Source organism: Helicobacter zhangjianzhongii (genome assembly GCF_030249855.1).
GTDB classification, from domain to species: Bacteria; Campylobacterota; Campylobacteria; order Campylobacterales; family Helicobacteraceae; genus Helicobacter_B; species Helicobacter_B zhangjianzhongii.
In genome coordinates, this window is sequence record NZ_JANURN010000004.1 from 223,820 (window position 1) to 249,030 (window position 25,211).

The window sequence follows — 25,211 nt, forward strand, 5'->3', positions numbered from 1 at the left end:
AATTGTAGCCAATCTAGCCGCCTAGAATCTAGTGCTACAAGCTCCTAGGCATAAGCAGCACGATCGCAAGTGCCGGGAGCGCGAAAAGCGCGGCAAACAGGGCATTAAACTCTATCCCCAAATGCGCGAAAATCGCCCCGCCAAGCGCACTAGCACAAGCGATCCCTACATTAAACGAGCCTTCATTAACGCTAATGGCACTATCTTCAAAGCCCTTAGCATATTTATGCGATGAAAGGATAGCAAGCGACTTTAGCGGCGCGATAGAAGCGAAGCTCACCATACCCATAACGCATAAATTGATCAGCACAAACACTTGAGAATACGCGCTAATACTCATAAGCGCGTAAGTGATGATCTGCGCGCCAAGCATTAGGCGAAGCGAGATGATAGAGCCTTTTATATCCGTGATTTTCCCGCCTAGTAGATTCCCCACGACCGCACTCCCACCATACAAAAGCAAAATCGAAGCGATAGACTGCTTATCAAAACGCGAAAGCACCAGCAAAAACTCCGCGATATAAGTATAAAGCACGAAGCTCGCCCCGCAAGTGCAGGCAGTTACGATATATGCACGCAAGAGCTTAGGCACACAAAGAGCGCGAAAAAGATTGCGGATAAAGGTCCTCTGCCCTTGTATATTTGGCATAAGCACCCACACACTAGCAATCGCCACACCTGTAAGCAGAGCAATAAGCCAAAAAATCGCCTGAAAGCCAAAGAGCTGCCCCACAAATGTCCCCAAAGGTATGCCTGTAACAAGCGCGATCGTAAGCCCAGAGACCATTAGGGCTAGCGCGGTGTTTTGCTTCCCTTCTTTGGCGATTTTGATCGCAGCAATGGTAGCGATGACAAAAAACACGCCGTGCATACAGCCAGCCACAAAGCGCGCACAAAGCGTGAGATAAAAATGATCACTTATAGCGACAATAAGATTTGCTAGCAAAAAGATAGAGAGATTTAGCATAAGCTGATATTTGCGATCAAGGCTGCTTATGGGGATTGTCAAAATCGGTGCGCCAATCACCACGCCAATGGCATAGATGGTTACAAGCCAGCCAGCCACAGGCTGTGAGATCATAAAATGTGTGGCAATATCAGGCAAAATCCCTGCGACAATAAACTCTGTAACCCCCATACAAAACGCGCTTAAAGCAAGCGCGAAAATGCCCTTTGATGAAGACTTTTGTGTGCTTGTGTGTGTCATATTGTAGATCTCTCAAAATCCCTAGAATCTAGTCAAATTTAGGGGAGAAATTGTAGGGATTTTTGACTTAAAAATGTTTGAGAATCGCACCAAAACTAACACCACTAGCTAAAACAACAAACCCATATCTAAAATATGCTAGAATCCACAAACAAAACCCACAAGGATTCCAATGCTATCATCTCTCCACCCTAAGGCTATGCTGGCTTGTTTGCTTATGTGTGTAAGCCTTGCTCTAGGCGATACACAAGATTCTCCCAAGCCCCAAGCAAGCAACCAACCAAGCAATATAGTAGGCGGGATCGCCATAAAGGTCAATAACGACCCCATCACGCTCTATGAGATACAAAGCCTAAGTGCCAAGCAGCACATCTCCAAGGACAAAGCCCAAGAGATTTTGATCGCCCAAAGACTCAAAGACCAAGAAATCAAGCGACTTAATATCGCCATTGATGATATGCGACTTGAGCAAGAGATGGAATCTATCGCCGCACAAAACAACCTTAGCTACCAGCAGTTTATCCAAGCTCTCTATCAGCAAGGCATATCCACAGAATCCTACAAGCAAAAGCTCAAAGATCAAATCCAAACGCGCGAGCTTATGCGCAATATCTTGCTATCATCAAGCACTTCTAGCGAAGAAACTATGCGCAAGTATTACGACACGCACAAAAGCGAGTTTATAACAGCGACCAAAGTGCAAGCTATCCGTTATAGCTCCAAAGACCCAAAGCTCCTTGAACGCGCCATAGCCAACACAAGCCTAACCCTAAATGGTGTAGAAAAAACCCCCGAAACTCTCACACTAAGTATGCTAAATCCGCAAATCGCACAGATGTTTTCCCAGCTACAAACAGGGCAGTTTAGCCCTATTTTAGACGCGGGTAATGGCAGCTATGTCGCCTTTTTGGTGCAGGATAAAAGCGGTGAAAATGCGATGAGCTTTGAAGAAGCCAAAAACTTCATCGCCCAAAAGCTCGCCCAAGACCACCAAGAGCAAATCTTGAGTGAATATTTTGAAAAAATCAAGCAAAAAGCCCATATCGAATATGTCCGCAAATAGCCTAGCCTTAGCAATCCTATCTAGCGCGCTAGAGTCCGCCCACAAAGACATAGGCAAGTGTGTGGCTATGCTAGCACTAGAATCCACTTTTACACGCCTAGAGGCAATCTATGCTAGAGGCACTAGAATCCACTTTTGCACACACCAAGACAGCCCAACCACAAAGGACTATAATGCTTGATTATCTAGCTACTATGTATCGCGATCCTTTGTTTGGGATCACTATTTTAGTGGGCATTATTGTGATTTTGGTATTTGCAGATTATGGGCGCAATCGCTACCGCGCTAAAAAGCGTCAAATCGCCCTAGAAAACTTCACCAAATCCTACGATGGCAGCGCATTAAGCGATGAGCTAGTGGAGTTTCTCCACCTAGCCAAAAACCCCACCCCACCCCTACTACTGCTTGCTAAAACCTACGCCAAAGCCGGCGATAGTGCTATGGCGATCAAAATCTACCTAAGCCTGCTTGATACCACGCGCAATCCACAGGAAAAAATCATTATCCTAGAATCTTTGGGCATTACTTATTTTGATGCAGGCTTTTTGCAGAGGGCGAAAAATATCTTTCTTGAGATTCTAAAAACCCACCCCAGAAACACCCAAATCCTAAGCTATCTAATGCGCGCCCACGAAAATATGGGAGAATATCGCGCAGCCCTTGATACGCTTGAATGCTTAGATGAGCTCAATGCCCAAGAAGAGCGAGAGCTAAGGCAGATGAAGCAATACCTCCACTTTATGATTCTCTCCCAAGACTCCTTGCTACCATTAGATAAAAAGCATAGAGAAATCATAAGCCTTATGCGATCTAGTGGGCAGATCAATCGCTTGGTGCTAGAATATCTCTTCATCTATGATAGGGAGAGATTTTGGGAGGAGCTTGCGCGCTTCCATACAATCACATTTTGCCTAGATATTTTATGGCGATGCGATAAGGCAGAAGTGCCATTTGAGAGACTTAAATCGCGCCCAGATATTTTGCAAGTCTTTATCGCCAAAGGATTTTATACACCGGTGGATTCTAGACAGACAAAGACACAAAGCCTAGAATCCACTTTTTCACACAATGCCACACAAACGCACAAAGTGGATTCTAAAGAAAAAATGGATTGCCACGAAAATCCTTGCGGATTTTCTCGCAATGACAAAGAAAATAGCTCTTGTGCAAAAGTGGATTCTAGCAATGAAGCTTTTTCATCGTCATTGCGAGCCGACTTGTCGGCGTGGCAATCCACAAGCAACAACGCCCAAAAAATACAAAAAGTGGATTCTAGGGACAATGCTAAAAGTATAAAAAACCTAGAATCCACTTTTGATACAAACGCTCAAAATGTAGAAAAATCGCAGAGCAAACAGGCTGAAGTCGTGCTTGATAAAAACGCCGAAATTTTACACGAGCCGCAGAACAAAAAAACAGAAAATGTGCTTGATAGCAACTCGCAGGCGGCAGGAAAAGTGGATTCTAGGATTTCTACCCACAACGCCCAAATTCCAAACAACCCCGCCAAGGATTCTAGGATTTGCATAGAAATCTTTGAGCTAGAAGTGCTGCGCGTGCTTGCGGAGCATTCTACACAACGGGGTGAATTAAGCTTTGAATATCGATGTCATCATTGTAAAAATCTCTTCCCATTTGACTCCTATCGCTGCCCTATTTGCGCGAAAATGGGAGAAATGGATCTCGTGTATAAAATCATCAAACACCACACACAAAGGCAGAACTTATGAAAGATCTTACAATCTATGCAGATGGCTCATCACTTGGCAATCCGGGAGCTGGCGGCTACTGCGCTATTTTGCTCTATAAAGGTATCAAAAAGATTGTCCAAGGTGGCGAGCCAGATACGACAAACAATCGTATGGAGCTTATGGCAGTGCTACAAGCCCTAAAGGTGCTAAAAGAGCCCTGCCGTATCAAAATCTACACAGACTCCCAATATGTCGCACAAGGCATTAACGAGTGGCTCCCCGGCTGGATACGCAAAAACTTCCGCGAAGTGAAAAATCCCGATTTATGGCGGCGATACATCGCCCTAAAAGAGCAGCACATTATCCAAGCCCAATGGATCAAGGGGCATAATGGTGATTTACTCAATGAAGAATGTGATAGAATTGCACGATCTCAAGCACAGCAGATACAAAACCTAGCACAGCATATTGAAACACCAAAAACACTGCTTGATATGTAAAAGTGGATTCTAGTAAAGGGTGATGATGACTTCTCTTAAACGCTTGCAGCAGCTTTTAGGATATAGCTTTAAAAATGAGTCCTTGCTGCTTGAAGCACTCACACACAAAAGCTTCATAAAATCCAGCAATAATGAGCGTTTAGAGTTCCTAGGCGATGCGGTTTTAGACTTGCTTGTGGGGGAATATCTCTTTGATCGCTTCCCTAAATACAACGAAGGCAAGCTCTCCAAAATGCGCTCAAGCCTTGTGAATGAAAAAAGCTTCGCCATTTTTGCGCGCGATTATGGTATCGGCTCTTTATTGCGGCTCTCAAGCAGTGAGGAGCAAAACCACGGCAGAGATAAGGACTCTCTGCTCTCCAATGCCTTTGAAGCGATCATTGGAGCTATCTATAAAGAAGCAGGGATTGATTGCGCGCGCAAAATTGTCTATCATATCCTTACCAAGCACTACCCCAATATGAAAATCCAAGATCTAGCCCTTGATTACAAAACCACCTTGCAAGAAATCACACAAGAACGCTTTGGCGTGCTGCCTATATATAAGCTCCTAAGCCAAGAAGGACCCGATCATAAAAAGCGTTTCACAATGCAAATCCTTATTGATAATATCGAATACGGCACGGCTTCTGGCACTTCAAAAAAGCTTGCCGAGCAAGCTTGCGCAAAAATCGCGTATGAAAAGCTCACGCAAGACTCCCCCAAGCCACGCAATGCAAAGAAGCAAGGAGCAAAGCTATGAATACATTTGGGCAAGCATTACGCATAAGCACTTTTGGCGAGTCTCACGGCTTAGGCGTAGGCTGTGTGATCGATGGCTTCCCAGCTGGCATAGTGATTGACACCGCGCTGCTAGCGGCGCAAATGCAGCGGCGCAAAGGCGGGCAAACGCCTTATGCCACACCACGCAAAGAAGAAGATAAAGTAGAAATTTTAAGCGGCGTGTTTGATGGCAAAAGCACCGGCGCACCTATCGCGCTTTTTATCCCAAATACCAACACAAAGTCCAAAGACTATGAAACGATCAAAGATATATTCCGCCCCGGACACGCAGATTTTACCTACCACGAAAAATATGGGGCTAGAGACTATCGCGGTGGTGGCAGAAGCTCTGCTAGAGAGAGTGCTGTGCGCGTGGCTAGTGGGGCGTTTGCCAAAATGCTTTTGCAAGAGCTTGGCATCACTTGTGAGAGTGGGATTTTACACATAGGGACACACAAGGGCGAGAATATCGACTTTGCCTATGCAAAAACAAGCGAGATTTTCGCCCTAGATAAAGCCGTAGAATCCGCCCAAAAGCACGCTATCCTAGAAGCACGCAAAAATGGCGATAGTATTGGTGGCTGCGCGCTTGTGCGAGCCTTTAGCCCAAATGGTGCGCTCAAAGGACTAGGGCAGCCACTTTACTATAAGCTTAGTGGGGCGATTGGGGCTATGATGATGGGGTTAAATGGTGTCAAAGCCCTAGAAATAGGCGATGGCATAGAATCTAGCACAAGACTAGGGAGTCAAAACAATGACAATATGGATTCTAGTGGCTTTACTAGCAATCATTGTGGGGGGATTTTAGGAGGGATTGGGACAGGTGAAGAGATCCGCATAAAGATCTATTTCAAGCCAACGCCTAGCATTTTTCTCCCCCAGCAGACAATCGATACGAGCAAACAGCCCAAAAATCTAAGCCTAAAAGGACGCCACGACCCGTGTATCGCAGTGCGCGGAAGTGTGGTGTGTGAGAGTATGCTAGCTCTCATTCTAGCGGATATGGCACTACTGCACACGCACACAAGGATAGATTCTATCAAGGACTTTTACAATGCGCCCTAGAAGTTTTGCTGTGCTATTTTGCCCTAGAATCCACTTTTCTCGCCTATGCCAGCGCGTAGTGCTTGTGTGCGCACTCTGCGGACTTTGTGTGCCAAGCCTACACGCAAAGCCCGGCGATGCTTTTGAATCGTGGGGCGATGTGTTTCAGTTTCTCCCGCTAATGGCTGGGGCGTATGCCCTAGCTAGGCAAGACTACCACGGAGTAGCCCAGCTAGCCCTTGGCACAGGCAGCACACTTGCCATCACCTTTGCAAGCAAATACACCTTTGTAGGCATATCTCGAGCAAACGACAGGCTAGCTGGCATTAGCCAACGCCCCAATAACGGCTCCTTTGATGGCTTCCCAAGTGGGCACACCTCATCAGCCTTTAGCGCAGCAGGCTTTATGCAAAAGCGTTATGGCTGGAAGCTTGGGCTGCCTACTACACTGCTTGCTACTTCTGTCGGTATATCGCGTATAACAAGCGAGCGGCACACGGCGTTGCAAGTCATCGCAGGTGCGCTACTAGGCTATGGGCTAGGCTATCTATGCGCCAAACGGCTCAAAAATGTCGTGCTGCATATAGATGTAAGCACAGCAGCCATCCCCGCTCCACAAGCTATCGCCCAGGGCATTACTTATGAGCAGATCTATAAAGCAAGCGTGCTATATAGATTCTAGTAATACAAAGTGAGATAAATATGGTCAATAAGATTCTATGTGCGACAAGAAATGGTATCGGCGGAGAGATCGTCCAAGTGCAGGCAAATTTCGTGCGTGCTTTGCCTGCCTTTGTCATCACAGGGCTTGCCAATAGCTCAATCCAAGAAAGCAAGCAGAGAATCCAAAGCGCGCTGCACCACATAGGCTTCCACTTCCCCGCGCTAAAAATCGCTATCAACCTAGCCCCTGCCGATCTAGCAAAATCCGGTAGCCACTTTGATTTGCCCATAGCTTTGCTAATTGCCTTGCATAAAAAGGGTATAGATACACAAGAGTGGTTTGCCTTTGGCGAGCTAGCCTTAGATGGCACACTCACTTATAATGACAATATCTATCCACTTTTGCTTGAAATCGCCCTGCGCCACCAAAATGCCAAGGTGATTTTGCCTACTTCTGGGCAAGAGCTTTTCTGCCATTTGCCACATTTGCAAATTTATTATGCAAGCAGCTTGCAAGAAGCATTGCAAATCCTAGAGTCCCCAGAATCCACCCCTGCTAAGACACAAACTACACTAAACTTTGATACGATCCATATTGGCGATACAGACTACTACTACGAGCGAGAGTTCCCGCTAGATTTTATCGAAGTAAAGGGGCAGGAGATCGCCAAAAGAGCGGCACTCATCGCCGCAAGTGGATTCCACAATATCCTCTATGAAGGCAGTCCGGGCTGCGGGAAAAGTATGATTGCTAAACGCCTGCGCTATATATTGCCGCCGATGAGTTTAGAAGAGATGATAGAGAGCGTCAAGCTCCAAGCCCTAAGCGCGCAAAAGCCCAGCTACACGCCACTGCGCCCTTTCCGCTCACCACATCAAAGCGCGTCAAAATCCTCTATCCTAGGCTCTGCTACGCAAAATGAAGCCAAGCCCGGCGAGATCGCCCTAGCCCATCAGGGGATATTGTTTTTTGATGAGCTACCGCATTTTGGCAAAGAGGTGCTAGAATCCTTGCGCGAGCCACTTGAAAACAACGAGCTTGTAGTCTCGCGCGTGCATAGCAAGATCAGCTACCCTACGGCGTTTTTATTTGTAGGAGCGCAAAATCCCTGCCCCTGCGGCAATCTCCTAAGCCCCTCTAAAGAATGCCGCTGCACGCCAAAAGACATTAGCTCCTACAAATCGCGCCTTAGCGAGCCATTTTTAGATCGCATAGATCTCTTTGTGCAAATGCAAGAAAACGAGCAAGACCCCAAGCCCTCACTAGATTCTGCCACGATGCAGCAAATGGTCTTCCACGCCTTTAGCGCGCAAAAGCAGCGCGGACAAAGCAGGCTAAATGGCAAGCTAAGTGAGCGCGAGGTAGAAGAAATCTGTATCCTAGATGATGCCACGCAAAGAATCTTGCTCCAAGCAAGAGAGCGATTCAACCTCTCGCACCGCGCGATCCAAAAGCTTAAAAAGCTCTCGCGCACGATCGCTGATTTGGACAATGCCAAGGACATTGCTAAATCGCACTTTTTAGAAGCCCTAAGCTACCGATATATCTCTTAGATAAATTATGCTAGGATTTTTACTTAGACATCACATAAAGGGGATAGGATTGAAATTTATCACAACGACACTGACTTTTATGCTTGCACTAGGGCTTATGAGCCAAAATCTATTCGCAAAAAGCTCTATCATATCCCCGATCCCACCACCCCAAGAAAAAATCCTTGACATCGATGAGCATAGCTGCAGCGATGGCTGCTTGAAAAAGCTATACACTAATGGCTATATCTTTTCGTTTCTAGCCAAATTCAATACCAACACAACAGACAAAAAAGTCTTGCACTATTTCTCTCAAGCCCTAGCCCAGCTAAGTGGTATAGAGCCACAGGACCCTAGCAATGGCGAGCATTTTAGGATCGCGCTTCTTATCCCTAAGCAAATGGTAGGGCGGTATTCTGTAAGCGTGGCAAATACGATCCTAGCCTATCTTATCGCGCGTAATATCGACTTTGATTTTCAGGTGTTTGATAGCATTGATGAAAGCAAGGCTAACCTAGAATCCACTTATTTGCGCATTATCCAAAGTAATGCAAACTTTGTCATCGCTATGCTTGGACCCACAGGCGTGCAAAATCTCATCGACTATGACAACCTAATCTATCCCACCTATATCCCCACAATCAATAAAGAACGCCTCTCTCAAGATATTATTGATAAATTGCCTGAAAATCTCTACTTTGGCGGGATAAGCTATAAGGAGCAGTTTCAAGCCCTGCAACCGCTTATGCAAGATATGCCGCTTATCGAATATGCTGATGATAGCCAGATAGGAAGCTATCTAACCACGCTATTTACAGAGCTTGATGGCAACATTATCCACCAGCGATCTTTAAGCAACCAAGAAGCCTCGCAATTTAACAAAACACTACAAAAAGAAACTTCTTACTTTCCCGGTGCAGCACTTATTCTCAACACTTCTGCGCCAAAGACAGGGCTAATCCTCTCGCAAATTGAACTCAACGAAGACACCCCTAGAATCTATCTCTCCACGCAAATCAACTTTAGCCCCATAATCTTGCAGCTAGCCTCGCCAAAGGCGCGTGAAAATCTCTTTGTCGCAAGCTCCATTGGCACGATCGATACTAATCTTATGGAATATGCCTCTTTGCTCAATACTAATTTGCGTTATGATTGGGTGAGCTATGCTACATCGCTTGGCGTAGAATTTGGGCTAAGAACTATCGCAAAAGATTCTAAAACACTCTTTAGCGAATCTATGCGCGATAGACAAATCCAATACCAAAATAGAATCTGGACTACCAAAGAAGCGAATTTTATCCTAGCAAAATAGCCCACCAAATAGCCTACTAGGTAGCCCAAAGTGCTTATATGCGTAACAATGCATTACAAATGTGTTAAGAAATGCAAAATCCCAAAGACATTTTCCAAAATGTTACACTACTTGTTGTATAATCCTTGCCAACCCACATACAAGGAGAAAAAATGGGACAATATATTGAACTTACAGAACTTGATTTCGATGAGAAGACAAAAAGCGGCGTAGCACTTGTGGATTTCTGGGCTACTTGGTGCGGTCCGTGCCGTATGCTAGCCCCTGTGATTGAAGAGCTTGCAAATGAATTTGAGGGCAAAGCTGCAATCTGCAAAGTCAATACCGATGAAGAGCAAAATCTCGCCGCACGATTTGGTATCCGCAGTATTCCTACAATCTTGTTTATGAAAAATGGTGAGGTTATCGATCAGGTTGTAGGTGCTACACCAAAATCTGTCTTGGCTGACAAAATCAACGCTCTTCTTTAGTCTTACCTTTTACATTCTTCCCCCTTGGCAAACAAGGGGCTTATTCTAGGAGTTTTCAATGATCAATATAGCAATTATTGGTGGTGGTCCTGCTGGGCTATCTGCTGGATTATACGCAACCCGAGGTGGCATCAAAGATGTCGTGTTATTTGAAAAAGGTATGCCCGGAGGGCAAATCACAGGAAGTAGTGAGATAGAAAACTACCCCGGTATCAAAGAAATTAAAAGTGGCTTGGATTTTATGGAGCCTTGGCAGGAGCAGTGCTTCCGCTTTGGTCTCAAACACGAAATGGCTATAGTAAATCAAATCACCAAAAATGGAGCGCATTTCACTATCCACCACGATGGCGGCAAAACCACAGAAGCAAAATCTGTGATCTTAGCCACTGGAGGTAGCCCAAAACGCACAGGTATCGCAGGAGAAAGCGAGCTTTGGGGCAAGGGTGTTAGCACTTGTGCCACTTGCGATGGATTTTTCTACAAAGGCAAAGAGGTGGCTGTCATAGGAGGTGGAGACACTGCCGTAGAAGAAGCTATTTATCTCACAAAAATGTGTAGCAAAGTCTATCTTATCCACAGAAGAGATACATTCCGCGCAGCTCCAATCACACTAGAGCACGCCAAAAGCAACGATAAAATCGAGTTTTTAACGCCCTTTTCACCCATAGAGGTCAAAGGCGATCAAAGCGGTGTAACCGGGCTTGTGATCGAGCATTCTCAAACAAAACAACGCCAAGAGCTATCCGTGCCGGGGGTCTTTATCTTCGTGGGCTATGATGTGAATACGCAAGTGTTGCGACAAGATGATGGCTCTATGCTGTGCGCGTGTGATGAGTATAACTCTGTCATTGTGGATTTGTCGATGAAGACAAATGTCCCCGGGCTTTTTGCTGCTGGAGATATACGCATAAACGCACCAAAGCAAGTAGTATGTGCTGCTGGAGATGGAGCTGCTGCTGCATTGCAGGCGATTGCTTATTTAGACTCTCTCCATTAGGATAGGAAGTAAGATAGGAATATCAATGATAAAAGTAGGGATTTTTGGCGCGAGTGGGCGCGTGGGGCAACTGATTATCCAAGAGGCAAAAGCTCATAGAAATATCGAGATCGGTGCGGTGTTTGTCCGCAAGGAGCTAGATTTTAGCCTGCCAGAAGGTAGCTTTGTAACAAACGATTTTAACGCATTTATACAATGCTGTGATGTTATCATTGACTTTAGCTCAAAAGAAGCGACTAATGCACTGCTGCAAGCACTAGAATCTAGCAGTTCTCCTGTCCCTTGCGTGATAGGCACTACCGGATTAGATGAGCAAGACTTCGCGCTTATAGATTCTTGCTCCAAACGCGTCCCTATGCTCTATGCTTCTAATATGTCCCTTGGCATAGCGGTGCTAAGGCAAGTGGTCGAGCAAGTAGCAGCCAAACTCACACAAGCAGATATTGAGATAAGCGAGATTCATCATCGATACAAAAAAGATGCCCCAAGTGGCACAGCCCTAAGCCTAGCAGAGTCCTGCGCCAAAGGACGCAATCGCCCCTTAAAGGAGATCCTAGTAACAGATAGAATCTCCCAAGGCGCGCGCAAAGATGGCGAGCTAAGTATCATCTCGCTGCGCGGTGGCGATGTGGCAGGGAGACATTGCGTAGGGTTTTATTTAGATGGAGAATATCTCGAGCTTACACATAATGCAACCAATCGCTTGACATTTGCCAAGGGTGCGCTAGCGTGCGCTATCTGGCTTGCAAATAAGCCTCCCAAACTCTATGAGATCGATGAAGTTTTTGCATAACTAAGCCAAATGCACGCCATCAAACACGCCTTATTGCAATCTTGCAAAGTCTATTACGCTTATCTTGAAGAGCATAATCTAGGCTGCGAGGAATTACAAGTTGCGCAAGTTGCCTTTGATAATCCATACATTCAGCTCCGTATCAAAGCAAAGGTGCTTAACACCGACTCTTTGATGATCCAAATCAGCTCGCGCACTCCTATGCCACTTAGTGAAGAGCGTGGATTTTGCGTGTGCTTCTATGATGAAAAAAGCCAAATTCTCTCCATAGAATGCCTAGATCCTAGCTTGTTTAATGAAGTGCAAAAGCATAAAAATCATCTAAAAATCTTTAGCGATTTAAAATTCCTTATACAAAATCTCGCCACATTTTTTGAGCAAAAAAACTCCTTTGCGATCCCAGCGAAAACCCCTATGTTTGCTCGCTTAAAGCCAGAATCCACAAATGCCTATCGCACCATCACCACGCCCTCATACCTAAGCGATGAGCAGGCAAATGCCTTGCGCGACATTCTTAGCAAGCCATTTAGCTATGTGTGGGGCGCACCAGGTAGTGGCAAAACACAGGTGGTGCTTTTTGAAGCACTTTTGCACTATGTCTATAACAACACGCGCGTATGCGTGCTAGCCCCGACAAACTCCGCATTAGAGCAGGTGCTAAAAGCTCTTATCAAAAAGTTTGACTCCCTAAATATCAATCGCGCGATGATTTTGCGGCTTGGCACCCCTAGCAACGCCTTTATGGAGCAATACACCGAAGTATGCGACCCACAAATCCTGCAAAAAAAGCAGCCCCAAAGTCTCTTTGGCTCTGTGGGCATAAAATCACGCCTAAAAGAATCTTTGGTGATTGGTATGACTATGGATGCTTTCATCAAGCGTTATCCAAGCCTTGATGTAGAGTTTGCGCATTTTTTCTTAGATGAGTGCGCTTTCACCCCGCTTATCAAAGCTCTGCCACTCTGCACGCAAGATACACCCATTACCCTACTAGGCGACCACAAGCAGCTTATGCCTATTTGCGAAATGCCCACATCTCGTATGCACGGCGATAAAGCGTGGGCAAATCTCTTTAACCTATCGGCATTGTTTATAGAAGATTTTTTCACACAAGAGCATTTCTCAAGCAATGCTAGCATTTTTAGCAAATCCCAAACAAGCCCCCTGCAATTCACGCGCACAAGCTTAAATATCCTCCGCAAGACCCACCGCTATGGCGATAATCTCGCCAAAATCCTTGACCACCACATTTATCGCAATAATCTATCAGGCAAGCCAAGCCCGACCGAGCTATACTTCATCGACTGCAAAGCACAAACCCCTATCTCACCAAGCCAAGACAAAAGCAGCCACGCCGAAGCCCAAGTCATCGCGCAGATTTTCCCCACACTCTTGCAGCAATCTAGCTCCACAGCTATCATCACGCCCTTTGTCAATCAGCGCAAGCTACTCTCACAATACCAAATCCCCTATAAACACACTTGGACGATCCACGGCTCGCAAGGGCAGGAGTTTGAGAGCGTGATATTCTCACCCGTTATGCTTCATCATCATCTCACAGATTCTAGGAATCTAAACGCCGCTTACGCGCTTAATGTCGCTATTAGCCGCATTAAACAACGCTTGATCCTTGTGTGTGATTATGCATATTGGGCAAGGCATAATGAGCAGTTTCTCACCGCAATCTTGCGCAATGCCAAGCCTTTCCCAATGCCAAACAAGCCCCCCACACCGTCACAGACAAATGCCGCGCGGGTTATTGATATTATTACAATTTAGGAGAAGTGTATGTGTAAAATATGTAAATATATGATATTTGTATGTGTGTTTGCTCTCTTTGCCTATGCCGATCAAGGCGCGAGCTTTGTGGGAAAAAGTCCTTTCACAAGCCTGCGTCAATCGCCAAATGGCGAGCAAATCGCCAAGCTTTATAAAAGTGATTTTTTGCTTACAAGCATAGTTGGAGGCACTGATGCTAGCAACCCAAACTGGATCCAAATCACCATAGATGATATGCAAGGCGTAGTCCATAAGCGCGATATAATCGCCCTAGGTGAAGCAGACTATCAAAACTACCTGCGCAGCTTGTTTCTCCAGATATTTGCCAAGCTTAGCACACCCTATCAGCAAGCTCTTTTAGCTGATGACCCAGCAATACAAACAATCCCCAAAAGCGCGCTAGAATCCATTTTTGCCCCAGATTCTAGCGAGATTAGCGAGATCTTTGACAAAAAGCGCAGACTGCTTAATGCCCTAGCAAAAGCCCAATATCAACAAGCCCTGCACTATGCCATAGCACTAGGATTTAGCCACACTACAAAGCAGCTCCTAGAGCAAAAATCTATCACCCTAGATAGCGTGCCAGACCCCAAAGATCAATCAAGCCTACCGCTACTCATCTATGCTATCCAAGCCAACCCCCCTCGCAAAGAGATCATTGCTGCACTCCTTGATAAAGGCGCAAATATCAATGAGCTTTATGACAAAGACCCTAAAGAATCCGCCCTAACTCTCGCCTGCCAAAACAACCTAATCGATATAGCCAAGCTCCTTATCCAAGCAGGAGCAGATCTTGATCCTGCCCAAATGACAAGCCCTCTAATCTATGCCGCACGCAACCACGAAAAAGAGCTTGTAGAGCTACTTTTGGATTCTGGGGCAAATATCCACGCGACATTACTAGAAAACGGCGAGCCAACCGAGCTTAACGCCCTTGATGTCGCGCTTTTATCACCAGCAAAAGAGCAGGAATCTAGCAAAGCAGAAGAAGTCATAGAAACCCTAATCAATCGTGGCGCAAATCTCACGCACGCCCTGCAGAGTGCAAGCACAAGCGGCAGCACACAAATGATAGAATCACTCCTTGCAAAAGGCGCAAATATCAATGGCGATCTCTCCTGCTCACAGCATAAAGGTGCCTTTGCCTGCTCGCCTCTTATCTCTGCTATACAAGCAAGCCAAGTCGAAGTCCTTAAAACGCTAATCCGCAACGGCGCAGATACCACCATAGTAGATGAGGAAGGCAGAAATCTTGTGCAATACACCAAAGACATCGCAAAAGACCCTGACATCAAAGCCCAGCTCCTAGAAGCCCTAGAGGGCATTAAAGAGTAGGGCATTAAAGAATAGGACATTACAGAATGAAGCTATGGATTCTAGCAGGGCTTTTGTCCCTGCTGCTTGCGGTATTTGCACTCTATGCGCCACTCACGCACAGAGACTATCACATCAAGCTCCAAGCAAATCTCTGCCCTAAGCTAAAGCAGCCAATCACGATCGCCCTACTTAGCGATTTGCACTCTGGGAGATTCTATCAAGATAGCATTATCCAAGCCTTGCAAGAGCGAGAGGTCGATCTAATCGCCCTAAGCGGTGATATGATCGATGATGAAGAAGATATGCAAGGGGCGTGGGAGTTTTTTGCCAAGCTGGATTCTAGCCTAGAAACTAAACTATCAAAGCCCTTAGCCTCAATCCCCAAATTCTATGTCAGTGGGAATCACGAGTTTTGGAGTGGAGAGATTGCAGCCATTAAGCAAAAGCTTGCAAGCTACAATATCTCTGTGCTAGATTTTAGCCACCCTTGCACTAGGCTTAGGATCAAGGGGCTAGATATGGCTATTTTTGGCGTTGATGATCCTTACTACAGCACTTATAGTAAGCCCAATAGCCACATAGATAAAGCCGTGTGGGATAAGGCAAAGTGGCAGGGAGGATTCTGGGAGCAAGAGTGGCAAGAGCTTGTTGCAAGCACCATTGCTGCTAATCAATGTCCTAGCCTAGAATCCACTTTTACAAAAGTGGATTCTAGTAAAAGGGCTTGCCAGCACGACCCCACCCCCACAGCGCAAAATGCAATGCCAAATCCAACGCCTAGCATAAATGCGCAAAAAGTGGATTCTAGGGAGACGGATTCTAGGGCGGATTTTTCTCTCTTGCTCTCTCATCGCCCGGAATTTACCAAGCTTTTTTCCTCACTCCCTATCAATCTAATCCTAAGCGGACACACGCACGGCGGACAAGTGCGCATACCCTACTTGCTCAATGGTCTCTACGCGCCTAATCAAGGGCTTTTCCCCAAATATGCTGGCGGGCTTTATGAGCTAGACTCCAGCAAAAGGCAGTATCTTGTAATCTCGCGTGGTCTTAGCCTAAACTACCGCTTACCGCGCGTGTTTAATCCCCCAGAGATAGTATTTATCACGCTAGAGTGTGGCTAATCCACCATAGCCACCTATGCTTATGCACTATCTTATAAGAGATTAAGTATTTATCCGCTAGAATCCAAGCTTTGATCGCGTAGCTCAGTGGTAGAGCACTACCTTGACATGGTAGGGGTCGTTGGTTCAAGTCCAATCGTGATCACCACTTCACCATCTTTACTCACACAAGGGGTGTTAGCTCAGCTGGGAGAGCGCGACGCTGGCAGCGTCGAGGTCAGGGGTTCGATCCCCCTACACTCCACCATTTTCTTATCTTTCTCTTTTTACAAATCCATCGACCGCTGATATGTCTAGCTTAATCTACACGAGCAAGCAACTCACTCTTTCTCATCACAAGCTTTGTGCTACACCTACCCACTATCATCGCCAAGCAGATAAAGCCACATCTCTGTCATCGCAAGCGGATTTATCCGCGTGGCGATCCATAGCCTAGAATCCACTTTTGGATTCTAAAGAAAGCAACACAAACCCACGAATTTTAAGCTGTTTTTTTTTTTTTTGATTTAATGCTTGCTTATCTATAAAGGAGCAAGTGATGAAAGCTAGTCAATCCACGATCAATGACTTTTTCTCTATGGGAAGCACGATGTTTTCTATCCCGACATATCAGCGCAACTACACTTGGAAAAAGCACAATTGCACAAAATTGCTAGAAGATATTATTAGCATTTCTAGAAACAAAAAAACGCACTTTATGGGATCTATCACCTATGTGATCCACCTAAAAGATCAAGAAAATAGCCTAATGCAGCTACAAGAATTTGTCATAATCGATGGGCAGCAAAGGATCACTACAATGATGCTTTTGCTTAAAGCCATAGAGACAAAGGCAAGCGATGAGATCAAAGAAGAAATAGCCAAGCTACTAAGTCTCACAAGAGGGCAAAAGCTCCGCCTAAAGCCCATAAAAAGCGATAGAGAAGCCTTTGATCTTGTGATGTCAAATAGATTAAGAGATATACAAGGTAGCTCAAAGATTAAGGAGAACTATCAATTTTTCCTAAAAGAGCTTGATAGCTATCTGCAAAAAGGCTATGCCATAGAGGAGATTTATAGGGCATTTCTACGGCTAAAGATTGTCGGTATAGGCTTAGAGCTAGGCGATGATGATCCGCAAGTAGTCTTTGAGAGTATCAATGCGACAGGCGTGCAGCTAACAGGACTAGATCTTATACGCAACTACCTAATGATGGGAGAGGATTCTACTAGGCAGGATTGGCTGTATGAGACATATTGGATCCCTTTAGAAGAGTGGCTTGGTGTAAAAGATCTAAATGAGTTTATCATCACTTATCTAAGGATCTATTATGAAGATAGGTTAAAAGAAGAGGAGCGCGAGATATACTACTTGCTAAAATCCCACCACAGAGAGCATTTCCCCAATGATATAGAAGCCCTTATGGCTGATATGCGCGGGTATGGCAGGATCTATCAAGTCTTTTTAGAAGGGCATCATAATGGGCTAGAACGGAGTGATGTCTCATCGCAAGACTTAGCGCATTTGCGCAAGGCTATTGGCATCTTAGTGCAGATCAAATTCGGCGTGGCAAAGCCCTTTGTCCTGCGCTGTGCTAGGGACTTTGAAGAAGGCAGGCTAGGCTATGATGATTTCTATGAAATCTTGCAGATTCTAGTGAGCTACTATGTGCGCAGAAGTGTGTGCAAAGAGCCGACTATGGCACTTAATAGGATCCTTTATACCCTATACAATAGTCTAGGAGAGGTCTGTGCTACTAATCTCAAGCAATTTTTAGGCAAGCAATTTGGCAGGGGGATTTTCCCAAATGATGATCGCATAAAAGATGCGTTTGCCACGCGCAATGCGTATTCCCTAAAAAGTGTATGCAAATTTATCCTACTAGAGATAGAAAAGCTAAGTAATGCCGAGCCCCCAAGAGAAGAGGAGCTAGAAGTGGAGCATTTCTACCCGCAAAGCCCCACGCAAGAGTGGCGCGATATGGTGGGAGAAGAGTATGTCGAGTTTGAAGATAAATACCTAAACACCTTTGGAAATCTCACCCTAACAGGACAAAACCAAAAGCTTAGCAATAAATCCTATGATGAAAAAATCCAGCTACTAGATAGCCATAGCTCCTTGCACTTAAACGACTATTTTATCAACAACACAGACTCTTGGGGGATAAGCGAAGTGCTTTCTAGGGCGCAGCATTTGGCGGAGAGTTTTTGTGAGATAGAGATATTTAAAGACTTGCCCAAAGACTACCGCATAAGAGAGCTTAGAAAAAGCCTTGATAGTGATTTGACCTTTGTCAAGCTCTCGCGCATAAGTCTCCCCAATGGAGAGAAGCACTACGCGAGAAATGGCAGCTACCTAGCTAAAGCTGTCATAGACTACTTGCTAGAAAATGCCAGAGAAGCCTTTGAGACCTATACAAGTGAGTATCTCCCACGCTATATCTACCGGGATAGCGCACAGGCTGGTGCAAGGAGGAGAGATGGCACGCTTGTCGTGCCTTTTGAAAAGGCTGGATTTTACTTTGTAAGCAATGCTGCTTTAAAATCCGTAGGAAGCAATCTTAAAGACCTTGTGCAAGGCTGCAAGCTAGATCCTAGCGCGTTTGTCATCGAGTAGAATCTGGATTCTATATTTCTATATTTCTATATTGGGGGGGCAGATTCTAGGAGCAAGCCTAGCACATAGAATCTAGCAGGCGGATTCTAGTGGGAAAGCGGTGGGAAAATCACCGGTATATCAGGCTTATTAGCAGAGCAAGGGCTATCAATCTCTAGGCTTGCTAGCCCATATACAAGCCTAGCATCATCTGGCACAAGATCATTGCGCAAATAGCTTATCTCTAGCGATGGGCAAAACGGATAGGCAAGATCATCAATCACCCCAAGAGTGCTACCGGCGATGTTGTTATAATGCGTGTGGATAGGCGTGAAATACTCACGAAGCTTTTGTAGCACGCGCAAGCGAATGGCACTGCCTTGCTCATCATCTGGATCACACCCGTGAAACTCAAAAATAAGCTGCGAAAAAGGCGTGAGATCATCTATACACATCGTGTCTAAAATCTCCCACTCGGCATTTTCTATGTCGCATTGCAAGATATTATGCGCGCTAGGATCAAGGCTAGATTCTGCCAACACGCGCGATAGAGCTATGGTGTGCTTACTATCGCTCACCCCGACAAAAAGCTTGCTAAATTGGATATTAGGGTGATTGGGATAAGGCGAGGTGGCAATGGAGCCATCAAACTCTAGCACCTTATAACCTCTATCTGCCATCTCCAAATCCCAAGGTGCGTAGCTAGATACGCCTAGTGATAGGGCTATGGGCTGACTACCAGAATCTAACTCGTGTAGGGGGGGGGAAGCAGCATACAATACCCTCCATCACCCACCCCACCTATACGCACGATCTCTAAGCTAGGGGAGCGCACAGGCTGGATAAGCCCAAGATATGTGATTAAGTTAGTTGTATTAGCGATACGCGGGACACGCGTTTTCACACAGCGACTATATGCCTCGCACACTTCAGGGTAGCGTTGCGTGTAGGTAATGAGCGTGCTACAAGCTTGATAGAAGCTTTTCCTATCCCTTTTGGCTAACTTGAAGCTCGCATACACAAAGATACCACACCTACGCACAAGCTTAAAGCTATCTCCCAATCTCTGCGATAGACCCATAATCACCCCCTAGTAATAATATAAGCAAAGCTTGGATTGTAATTGATAAGCTATAAAGGCTAGCTTAGATTCGTAAAGTTAAGGGATTAGCTCTTTTGAAGTATGATTACACGCAAAGATTCTATTCAAGCTACCCCAAGCTATCAAGGCAGAGTATGACCTACACCTACGCACAAAAAGCACGCAAGATCCTGCGCATAGCAGTGCCTTCTGGGGCAAACTCCTTGCTTGATATTATTGTCTTAACACTTGGGGTGTTTTTTATGGGGAAGTTTGGGGAGTGGCATCTTGTGGCATTATCTGTGAGTATGCAGTTTATAATGCTCTTTTTTGCGATCAATGCGGTGTTTTATATCGGCACAAATGCGCAAATCTCTAGGCTCTATGGCGCACGCGATAGCCTAGCGGCACAGAGAGTCTTTAGCACACTTATCACGCTCTGTCTTGTGTGCGCGCTGCCCATTGTGGGGCTTGCGTATGCGGGGGTTATGCCATTTCTTGCGTGGATGGATATAAGCCAAGAAGCCAGCGCACTTGCCGCGGACTTTTTATACATCGTGATTTGGACAATCCCTGCAATGCTGCTTAAAAACATCATAACCTCTGCCTTTGCTGCTATTGGCGATACGATTAGCGTGTTTATCGTGCGCGTGTTTAGCACGGCATTTTGCGTGGGGGCAAATATCGCACTAATCTTTGGGGCGGGGCTTGAGATTGTAGGGGCGGGGCTTGCTAGCGTGCTTACAAGTGCGGTGGAGCTTGTGCTTTTTGCGCTTTTGGTATGGAAAAAGGGGAAGTTTTTTTGCGTGAAGTGGCAGTTTGCTATGGTGGGTGCGTATGTGCGCAGGGCGTTGCGCATAGGGATCCCAGCTGGACTTGAGCGGCTGCTGACACTTAGCTCATTTGTGCTGACGATAAAATTCATCGCGGGCTTTGGGGATTTAGCAGTAGCTGGGAGTCAAATTGGTGCGCGTATAGAGTCCTTTGCCTTTATGCCCGGATTTGGCTTTATGGTCGCGGCTATGGCTCTCACAGGGCAAAATCTAGGGGCTAATAGAATCCAAACTGCCATAGAGCTGCATAAAACTATCTTGCAGATTTCTTGCGTGATTATGGGAGGGCTTGGGGTGATTATGGCGGTGTTTGCCAAGCCTTTGAGTGCGATTTTTTACCACGATGAAGTGGTCATCACAATTTCTGCGTGGTATTTGCTAGCGGTTGGATTCTCACAGGTGCCGCTGGTGGTGGTGTTTGTGCTTGATGGCGTGCTAAGGGGGGCTGGGATCACAAAGCTAAGCTTGCTTATCAATGCGCTTAGTATCTGGTGCGTGCGTATCGCGCCGATGTGGCTAGGGATCAGGCTTGGGCTGCCTGTGTGGTGGGTGTTTGTGATGATTTTTGTAGAGACTTATATCCGTGCGGGGCTGTTTTATCTCGCGTATAAAAAAGGAGCGTGGCAGCGCAAGAAGCTTGCCTAAGCACTTTCTCGCGCAATCGCTTTGTCTGTGGGGGGACCTTAGATTCTCATAAATAGATAGATTATAATAATATTTTAAGGATTTTTCTCTATAATTCCTAGAATCCACTTAAAAATGAAAAGGAGCCACAATGCTGTCAAAAGAAGTCATCGAGCGTTTAAACGACCAAGTCGCTAAAGAAATGTTTGCCTCAAATTTGTATTTGAGTATGAGCTCGTGGTGCTATACGCACCGCTTCGATGGGGCGGGGGCGTTTTTGTTCGAGCACGCTGGGCAAGAAAGCGACCACGCCAAAAGACTTATCACCTACCTAAATGAGACAGATTCTAAGCTAAAGTTACAGAAAATCAAAGAGCCAGAATCTAGCTTTGAATCTTTGCTTGATGTTTTTACACGCACTTATGAGCACGAGCTTAGTATCACCAAATCTATCAATGAGCTTGTGGATTTCACGCTATCGCATAAGGATTTTTCTACCTTTAACTTCTTGCAATGGTATGTCGCCGAGCAGCACGAGGAAGAAGCTCTCTTCCGCGGGATTGTCGATAAAATCAAGCTTGTCGGCAATAGCGGCAATAGCCTATATCTTGTCGATCAATACATAAAAACACTCATAGGCAAAAGCTAGATTCTAGCTTTGCTCTTGCAGGCGGCAAGCCACGCTTGCCCCATCTTGCTTGCTCCATCGCACTTATCTCGCATTATCTCACTGCCCCACCACGCTTGCCCGGCACACCCAAACTGCGCCTAAACTGCCCTACCCCAAAATTTCACGCGCTTAGTAAGTTTTACACATTGCTTCTTCTAGCTTGCATTGCTTAGTATTGATGTCAAAATAATCTGTATAAATCATACTTGCACTCACCTCTAAGATAGATTCTATGAAGGACTTTTCATTGCTAGAAAATGCCATTATACACCCGCCTTGGGCTAAGTAGCTTTGGGCTAATTGCGCTTTAGCGGAGTCTTGTAGCGTGCTTGTGTGCGTGGCTACCATAGGGATTTTTAAGGATTTGGCTAGGGCTATGTCGCTGGTAGAAAGCATAGGGAGCAAGCCTAGCCTTTTGGCTTCATAATAGCCCTTAAGAGAAAAGACCTCGATCAAAATCCTATCAGTAAATGGCAGCTGTGAAGCAATGGCATCAAAGTCATTTAGCTTATCTGTTACAAGATAGATTCTAGGATATGCTAGGAAAATCTCTGTGATAGACTCTGCGGTAAGTGGGGTTAGGTGATTGTGGATTCTAGCTTGCTGGATTTGCTCTTTGCTTGGTGGTGTATCTGGGGCTAAGCTCCCACCCGTGATCCCGGCAAAATGCCTATAATCGTGTGCGGCAAATATCCCCCCACTAGAATCTAGCATCAAATCAAGCTCGATAAAAGAAAAGCCATAGCCTATGCTTTGTAGCAGTGCCTCTTTAGAGTTTGTATAGGTTAAGGGCTTGCCATTTTCTATGATCGCTCCGCCTGCGTGGGCGATGAAGTGAGGGTTTTGGACCGGGGTGAAGTTGCGGGATCTGCTATTAAAGGGGCATTGCTCACCCTTGGCATACAAATACATCGCATAAGGCACATCACCTCTAAGCTCTTTTAGATGAAACTTCTTGCTAAGATAGCCTGCAAATGCGACTGCTAAGATCACTAGCCCTATTATGATAGCTACAATACTACGGCGTTTTGTCATTGTCTCTCCTTGGTTTTTGGGTTTGGTTTATGGGGCTTGGCTCTAGCTTGGGCTTGATTAGATTGTAGGACTTTTGCCCTATGTCCCAGAAGCTATCATACATACGCGATTTTTGCGCGATAAGGGCGTTTAGCTCTTCTTGGCTAAAAGTGGATTCTAGGAGTGTGGGCTTATACAAAGGATTGCGCCCTAGCCCAAAGGCTTCAGTCCTAATCCCCACAGAATCCAGCAGTAGCGGTGCTATATCAAAGTGGCTAAGTGTGCGGGATTTGGTGGATTCTAGAGTGTAGGGCGCGGTGAATTTGGGATTGATAAAAAGATCAAAAACATAGCGAGAGACATTGGGCGGGAAAAAGCCTGTCTTCATCGATAAATGATCACCTACAACCACGATACTCACAGAATCTCCATAAAGACTTTGCGCATAGTCAATAAACTCTGCTATGAGCATATCTGTGCAAGTAAAGCTCCCTTGATAATCACTCCTCACACTAGCGCACGCGTGCGGATCGACAAAGCCATCTGGGTGGTGGGTATCAATGGTAGAAACATAGAGAGCAAAAGGCTCTTTAAGCGTGGGGAGCATATCTCTAGCTAGGGCAAAAAGCCTAGAATCCTTCAATCCCCAGAATCCTTGCAGCTCTTGTGGCAGGGGGCTTGGGATCGCGCCTGTCTGCTGGAAATACGGCAGATCTAGCACGGATATGGCGTGGGATTGGAGGAAATACTTCATACCGGCAAAGCTAGAATCTAGCCCCGATAGATAGGCTTGCGTGTAGCCGTGATTGGCTAGCACATCGCTCACACAAAGCGCAGAATCTAAAAAGTATTTATTGCTAAAGGAGTTGCCGCCTATTGGCATAGTAAGAGGTATGCCACATAGATGAGCGATCGTGCCAGCCATAGTCCAGCCTGTGCCAGCGACTTGCACTAGCCCGCCGATAGCGTGCGTGGGGCTAAAGTTTATGTGCTTTTGGGCTAGGGAGCTTAAGCGTGGGATAGCCTCGCCAAAAGGTGCTTGACTAGGAGATTCCCCCCCCCCCCCGTTGCTAAAGGTGGATTCTAGGGATTCAGCTAGGATTATGATGAGATTTTGTGGGTGGCTAGAATCTAAGCGCGCTAGCTCACTAGATATAGCATAGTGGCTCTCATATAGCTCTCCGTATTCCTGTGTGCCTTTGGCGATATAGCTTGTGATGTGTAGTTTGTTGTTCATCACATTTGCCCCTACTATAAGCACCGCGCACGCCACCACGCCTTGTGCCACACCCCCAAAAGATAGTCGAAACCCTAGGCTACCAAGAAACCGATATGCCCTAAGCCCATACACCATAGCAAAGCTTGCGGCAATACTAGGCAGCAGCACGCGCTTGCTAAATGATAGCACCACACTGCTAGAGTCGCCAAAAAGCTAGGCTCTCTCACTAGCACAAACAGCACAAAGCCCACAAAGCTAGCCCCAAAGCCCAGCCACAGCCCTAGCCTAGCTTCTTTATGTGCGCGTAAAAATCGCACGAAACTAGGAGCAAAGCTCATAAGCATAGCAAACGATACGCTAGGTAGCACAACAGCCTTGATGAAATACCACGCGATCGCAGAATCTGTATCAAGGAGTGGGAAGCGCAAATGGAAGAGGATCTGCTCAAAGCTCTCAATCTCGAAGTTTTGCTTAAGCCACGCACTCCCAAGCAGCAAGAAAAAGCCCAGCACATAGAGCATAAACACCACGCCAAAGCCAAACACTCTCTTCATCTTTTCATCTCTCCTTGTTCAAACGACATAGCGCGATAGCGCAAGAATCTAATTGGTTTTGCCCTTTACATCACAATATCTAAGCACCTCATCATAAAATTTGCATTATATCTCACAATCTACTTTATACACCGATTAAGCTCCATAGGATCTAGTTTAGGCTTTTTAGGGCGTGGGACAGACTCTAGTGCAAAAGTGGATTCTAGGGTTTAGGGCTTGTTTTCTTAAAGAATCCTGCAAGCAGATTTGTTTCCCTCTCTATCCCCCTATCTCACCACAGAGAACACACCCTTGCCATCACGCACGATCTCAAGGAGATTTCCTGCTTTAAACATATTGCACACGATGATAGGTAGGCGATTATCTTTGGCTAGGGCGATTGCTGT

24 protein-coding genes, 2 tRNA genes and 1 pseudogene are annotated in these 25,211 nt (G+C 45.8%); 20 read left to right on the forward strand and 7 right to left on the reverse strand.

Going from position 1 to position 25,211, the window contains the following annotated elements:
* Nucleotides 1-34: 34 nt before the first annotated feature.
* The gene (locus NYG90_RS05800; protein WP_285256727.1) at nucleotides 35-1,207 is read right to left on the reverse strand and encodes an MFS transporter; all 1,173 of its coding nucleotides are present in this window, start codon (nucleotides 1,205-1,207) and stop codon (nucleotides 35-37) included.
* A gap of 172 nt (nucleotides 1,208-1,379) precedes the next feature.
* On the opposite strand from NYG90_RS05800, the gene NYG90_RS05805 reads away from it, so the two are divergent.
* From NYG90_RS05805 to NYG90_RS05890, 18 genes are all read left to right on the forward strand, one after another.
* Nucleotides 1,380-2,270 (forward strand): peptidyl-prolyl cis-trans isomerase, encoded by an 891-nt coding sequence (locus NYG90_RS05805; protein WP_285256726.1) that lies wholly within the window; start codon nucleotides 1,380-1,382, stop codon nucleotides 2,268-2,270.
* Nucleotides 2,257-2,451 (forward strand): hypothetical protein, encoded by a 195-nt coding sequence (locus tag NYG90_RS05810; RefSeq protein WP_285256725.1) that lies wholly within the window; start codon nucleotides 2,257-2,259, stop codon nucleotides 2,449-2,451. Before NYG90_RS05805 ends, NYG90_RS05810 begins: the two co-directional genes overlap by 14 nt.
* Complete coding sequence (locus tag NYG90_RS05815) at nucleotides 2,444-4,000, forward strand: tetratricopeptide repeat protein (protein WP_285264827.1); 1,557 nt, start codon at nucleotides 2,444-2,446, stop codon at nucleotides 3,998-4,000. The genes NYG90_RS05810 and NYG90_RS05815 overlap by 8 nt, the downstream gene beginning before the upstream one ends.
* Complete coding sequence (gene rnhA, locus NYG90_RS05820) at nucleotides 3,997-4,461, forward strand: ribonuclease HI (protein WP_115011470.1); 465 nt, start codon at nucleotides 3,997-3,999, stop codon at nucleotides 4,459-4,461. Before NYG90_RS05815 ends, rnhA begins: the two co-directional genes overlap by 4 nt.
* Nucleotides 4,462-4,486: 25 nt before the next feature.
* The gene (gene rnc / locus NYG90_RS05825; protein WP_285256723.1) at nucleotides 4,487-5,203 is read left to right on the forward strand and encodes a ribonuclease III; all 717 of its coding nucleotides are present in this window, start codon (nucleotides 4,487-4,489) and stop codon (nucleotides 5,201-5,203) included.
* Complete coding sequence (aroC, locus tag NYG90_RS05830; RefSeq protein WP_285256722.1) at nucleotides 5,200-6,288, forward strand: chorismate synthase; 1,089 nt, start codon at nucleotides 5,200-5,202, stop codon at nucleotides 6,286-6,288. The genes rnc and aroC overlap by 4 nt, the downstream gene beginning before the upstream one ends.
* Nucleotides 6,278-6,949, forward strand: coding sequence for a phosphatase PAP2 family protein (locus NYG90_RS05835; protein ID WP_115011467.1), 672 nt, complete (start codon nucleotides 6,278-6,280; stop codon nucleotides 6,947-6,949). Before aroC ends, NYG90_RS05835 begins: the two co-directional genes overlap by 11 nt.
* A 20-nt stretch (nucleotides 6,950-6,969) precedes the next feature.
* Complete coding sequence (locus NYG90_RS05840; RefSeq protein ID WP_115011466.1) at nucleotides 6,970-8,484, forward strand: YifB family Mg chelatase-like AAA ATPase; 1,515 nt, start codon at nucleotides 6,970-6,972, stop codon at nucleotides 8,482-8,484.
* A 49-nt stretch (nucleotides 8,485-8,533) separates the two neighbouring features.
* Entirely contained in the window at nucleotides 8,534-9,775 is a 1,242-nt protein-coding gene (locus tag NYG90_RS05845; RefSeq protein WP_285256721.1) for a hypothetical protein, read from the forward strand.
* 152 nt (nucleotides 9,776-9,927) lie between these two features.
* Nucleotides 9,928-10,245 carry a thioredoxin gene (gene trxA, locus NYG90_RS05850; RefSeq protein WP_115011464.1) on the forward strand — a complete coding sequence of 106 codons (318 nt, stop codon included), beginning with the start codon at nucleotides 9,928-9,930 and terminating at the stop codon, nucleotides 10,243-10,245.
* A 58-nt stretch (nucleotides 10,246-10,303) separates the two neighbouring features.
* Entirely contained in the window at nucleotides 10,304-11,242 is a 939-nt protein-coding gene (gene trxB / locus NYG90_RS05855; protein ID WP_285256720.1) for a thioredoxin-disulfide reductase, read from the forward strand.
* Nucleotides 11,243-11,267: 25 nt separating this feature from the next.
* Entirely contained in the window at nucleotides 11,268-12,035 is a 768-nt protein-coding gene (gene dapB / locus NYG90_RS05860; protein ID WP_285256719.1) for a 4-hydroxy-tetrahydrodipicolinate reductase, read from the forward strand.
* Nucleotides 12,036-12,044: 9 nt separating this feature from the next.
* Nucleotides 12,045-13,814, forward strand: coding sequence for an AAA domain-containing protein (locus NYG90_RS05865; protein ID WP_285264828.1), 1,770 nt, complete (start codon nucleotides 12,045-12,047; stop codon nucleotides 13,812-13,814).
* 9 nt (nucleotides 13,815-13,823) lie between these two features.
* On the forward strand, nucleotides 13,824-15,149 hold the full coding sequence (locus NYG90_RS05870) for an ankyrin repeat domain-containing protein (RefSeq protein ID WP_285264829.1): 1,326 nt from the start codon (nucleotides 13,824-13,826) through the stop codon (nucleotides 15,147-15,149).
* A 26-nt stretch (nucleotides 15,150-15,175) separates the two neighbouring features.
* Nucleotides 15,176-16,255 (forward strand): metallophosphoesterase, encoded by a 1,080-nt coding sequence (locus tag NYG90_RS05875; RefSeq protein ID WP_285264830.1) that lies wholly within the window; start codon nucleotides 15,176-15,178, stop codon nucleotides 16,253-16,255.
* Nucleotides 16,256-16,328: 73 nt separating this feature from the next.
* Nucleotides 16,329-16,403 (forward strand) — tRNA-Val (locus NYG90_RS05880).
* 23 nt (nucleotides 16,404-16,426) lie between these two features.
* Nucleotides 16,427-16,502 (forward strand) — tRNA-Ala (locus NYG90_RS05885).
* 291 nt (nucleotides 16,503-16,793) lie between these two features.
* Nucleotides 16,794-18,851, forward strand: coding sequence for a DUF262 domain-containing protein (locus NYG90_RS05890; RefSeq protein ID WP_285264831.1), 2,058 nt, complete (start codon nucleotides 16,794-16,796; stop codon nucleotides 18,849-18,851).
* An 86-nt stretch (nucleotides 18,852-18,937) separates the two neighbouring features.
* Here NYG90_RS05890 and NYG90_RS05895 read toward each other — a convergent pair whose 3' ends face one another.
* Both NYG90_RS05895 and NYG90_RS05900 read right to left on the reverse strand, forming a co-directional pair.
* Complete coding sequence (locus NYG90_RS05895) at nucleotides 18,938-19,609, reverse strand: hypothetical protein (RefSeq protein ID WP_285264832.1); 672 nt, start codon at nucleotides 19,607-19,609, stop codon at nucleotides 18,938-18,940.
* Nucleotides 19,576-19,911, reverse strand: coding sequence for a hypothetical protein (locus NYG90_RS05900; RefSeq protein WP_285264833.1), 336 nt, complete (start codon nucleotides 19,909-19,911; stop codon nucleotides 19,576-19,578). The genes NYG90_RS05895 and NYG90_RS05900 overlap by 34 nt, the downstream gene beginning before the upstream one ends.
* 95 nt (nucleotides 19,912-20,006) lie before the next feature.
* Between NYG90_RS05900 and NYG90_RS05905 the strand changes: the two genes are divergently transcribed.
* Nucleotides 20,007-21,389, forward strand: coding sequence for an MATE family efflux transporter (locus NYG90_RS05905; protein ID WP_285256712.1), 1,383 nt, complete (start codon nucleotides 20,007-20,009; stop codon nucleotides 21,387-21,389).
* A 130-nt stretch (nucleotides 21,390-21,519) separates the two neighbouring features.
* Nucleotides 21,520-22,017 (forward strand): non-heme ferritin, encoded by a 498-nt coding sequence (gene ftnA / locus NYG90_RS05910; RefSeq protein WP_285256711.1) that lies wholly within the window; start codon nucleotides 21,520-21,522, stop codon nucleotides 22,015-22,017.
* Nucleotides 22,018-22,167: 150 nt separating this feature from the next.
* On the opposite strand, the gene NYG90_RS05915 is transcribed toward ftnA, so the two are convergent.
* From NYG90_RS05915 to NYG90_RS05930, 4 genes and pseudogenes are all read right to left on the reverse strand, one after another.
* On the reverse strand, nucleotides 22,168-23,073 hold the full coding sequence (locus NYG90_RS05915) for a PI-PLC domain-containing protein (RefSeq protein WP_285256710.1): 906 nt from the start codon (nucleotides 23,071-23,073) through the stop codon (nucleotides 22,168-22,170).
* A complete protein-coding gene (locus NYG90_RS05920) occupies nucleotides 23,057-24,460 on the reverse strand; it encodes a sulfatase-like hydrolase/transferase (RefSeq protein WP_285264834.1) in 1,404 nt (467 codons plus the stop codon). The genes NYG90_RS05915 and NYG90_RS05920 overlap by 17 nt, the downstream gene beginning before the upstream one ends.
* Nucleotides 24,364-24,825 carry a hypothetical protein gene (locus NYG90_RS05925; protein WP_285264835.1) on the reverse strand — a complete coding sequence of 154 codons (462 nt, stop codon included), beginning with the start codon at nucleotides 24,823-24,825 and terminating at the stop codon, nucleotides 24,364-24,366. The genes NYG90_RS05920 and NYG90_RS05925 overlap by 97 nt, the downstream gene beginning before the upstream one ends.
* Before the next feature lie 266 nt (nucleotides 24,826-25,091).
* Nucleotides 25,092-25,211 (reverse strand): annotated as a pseudogene (locus NYG90_RS05930) (UMP kinase); the annotation flags it as partial.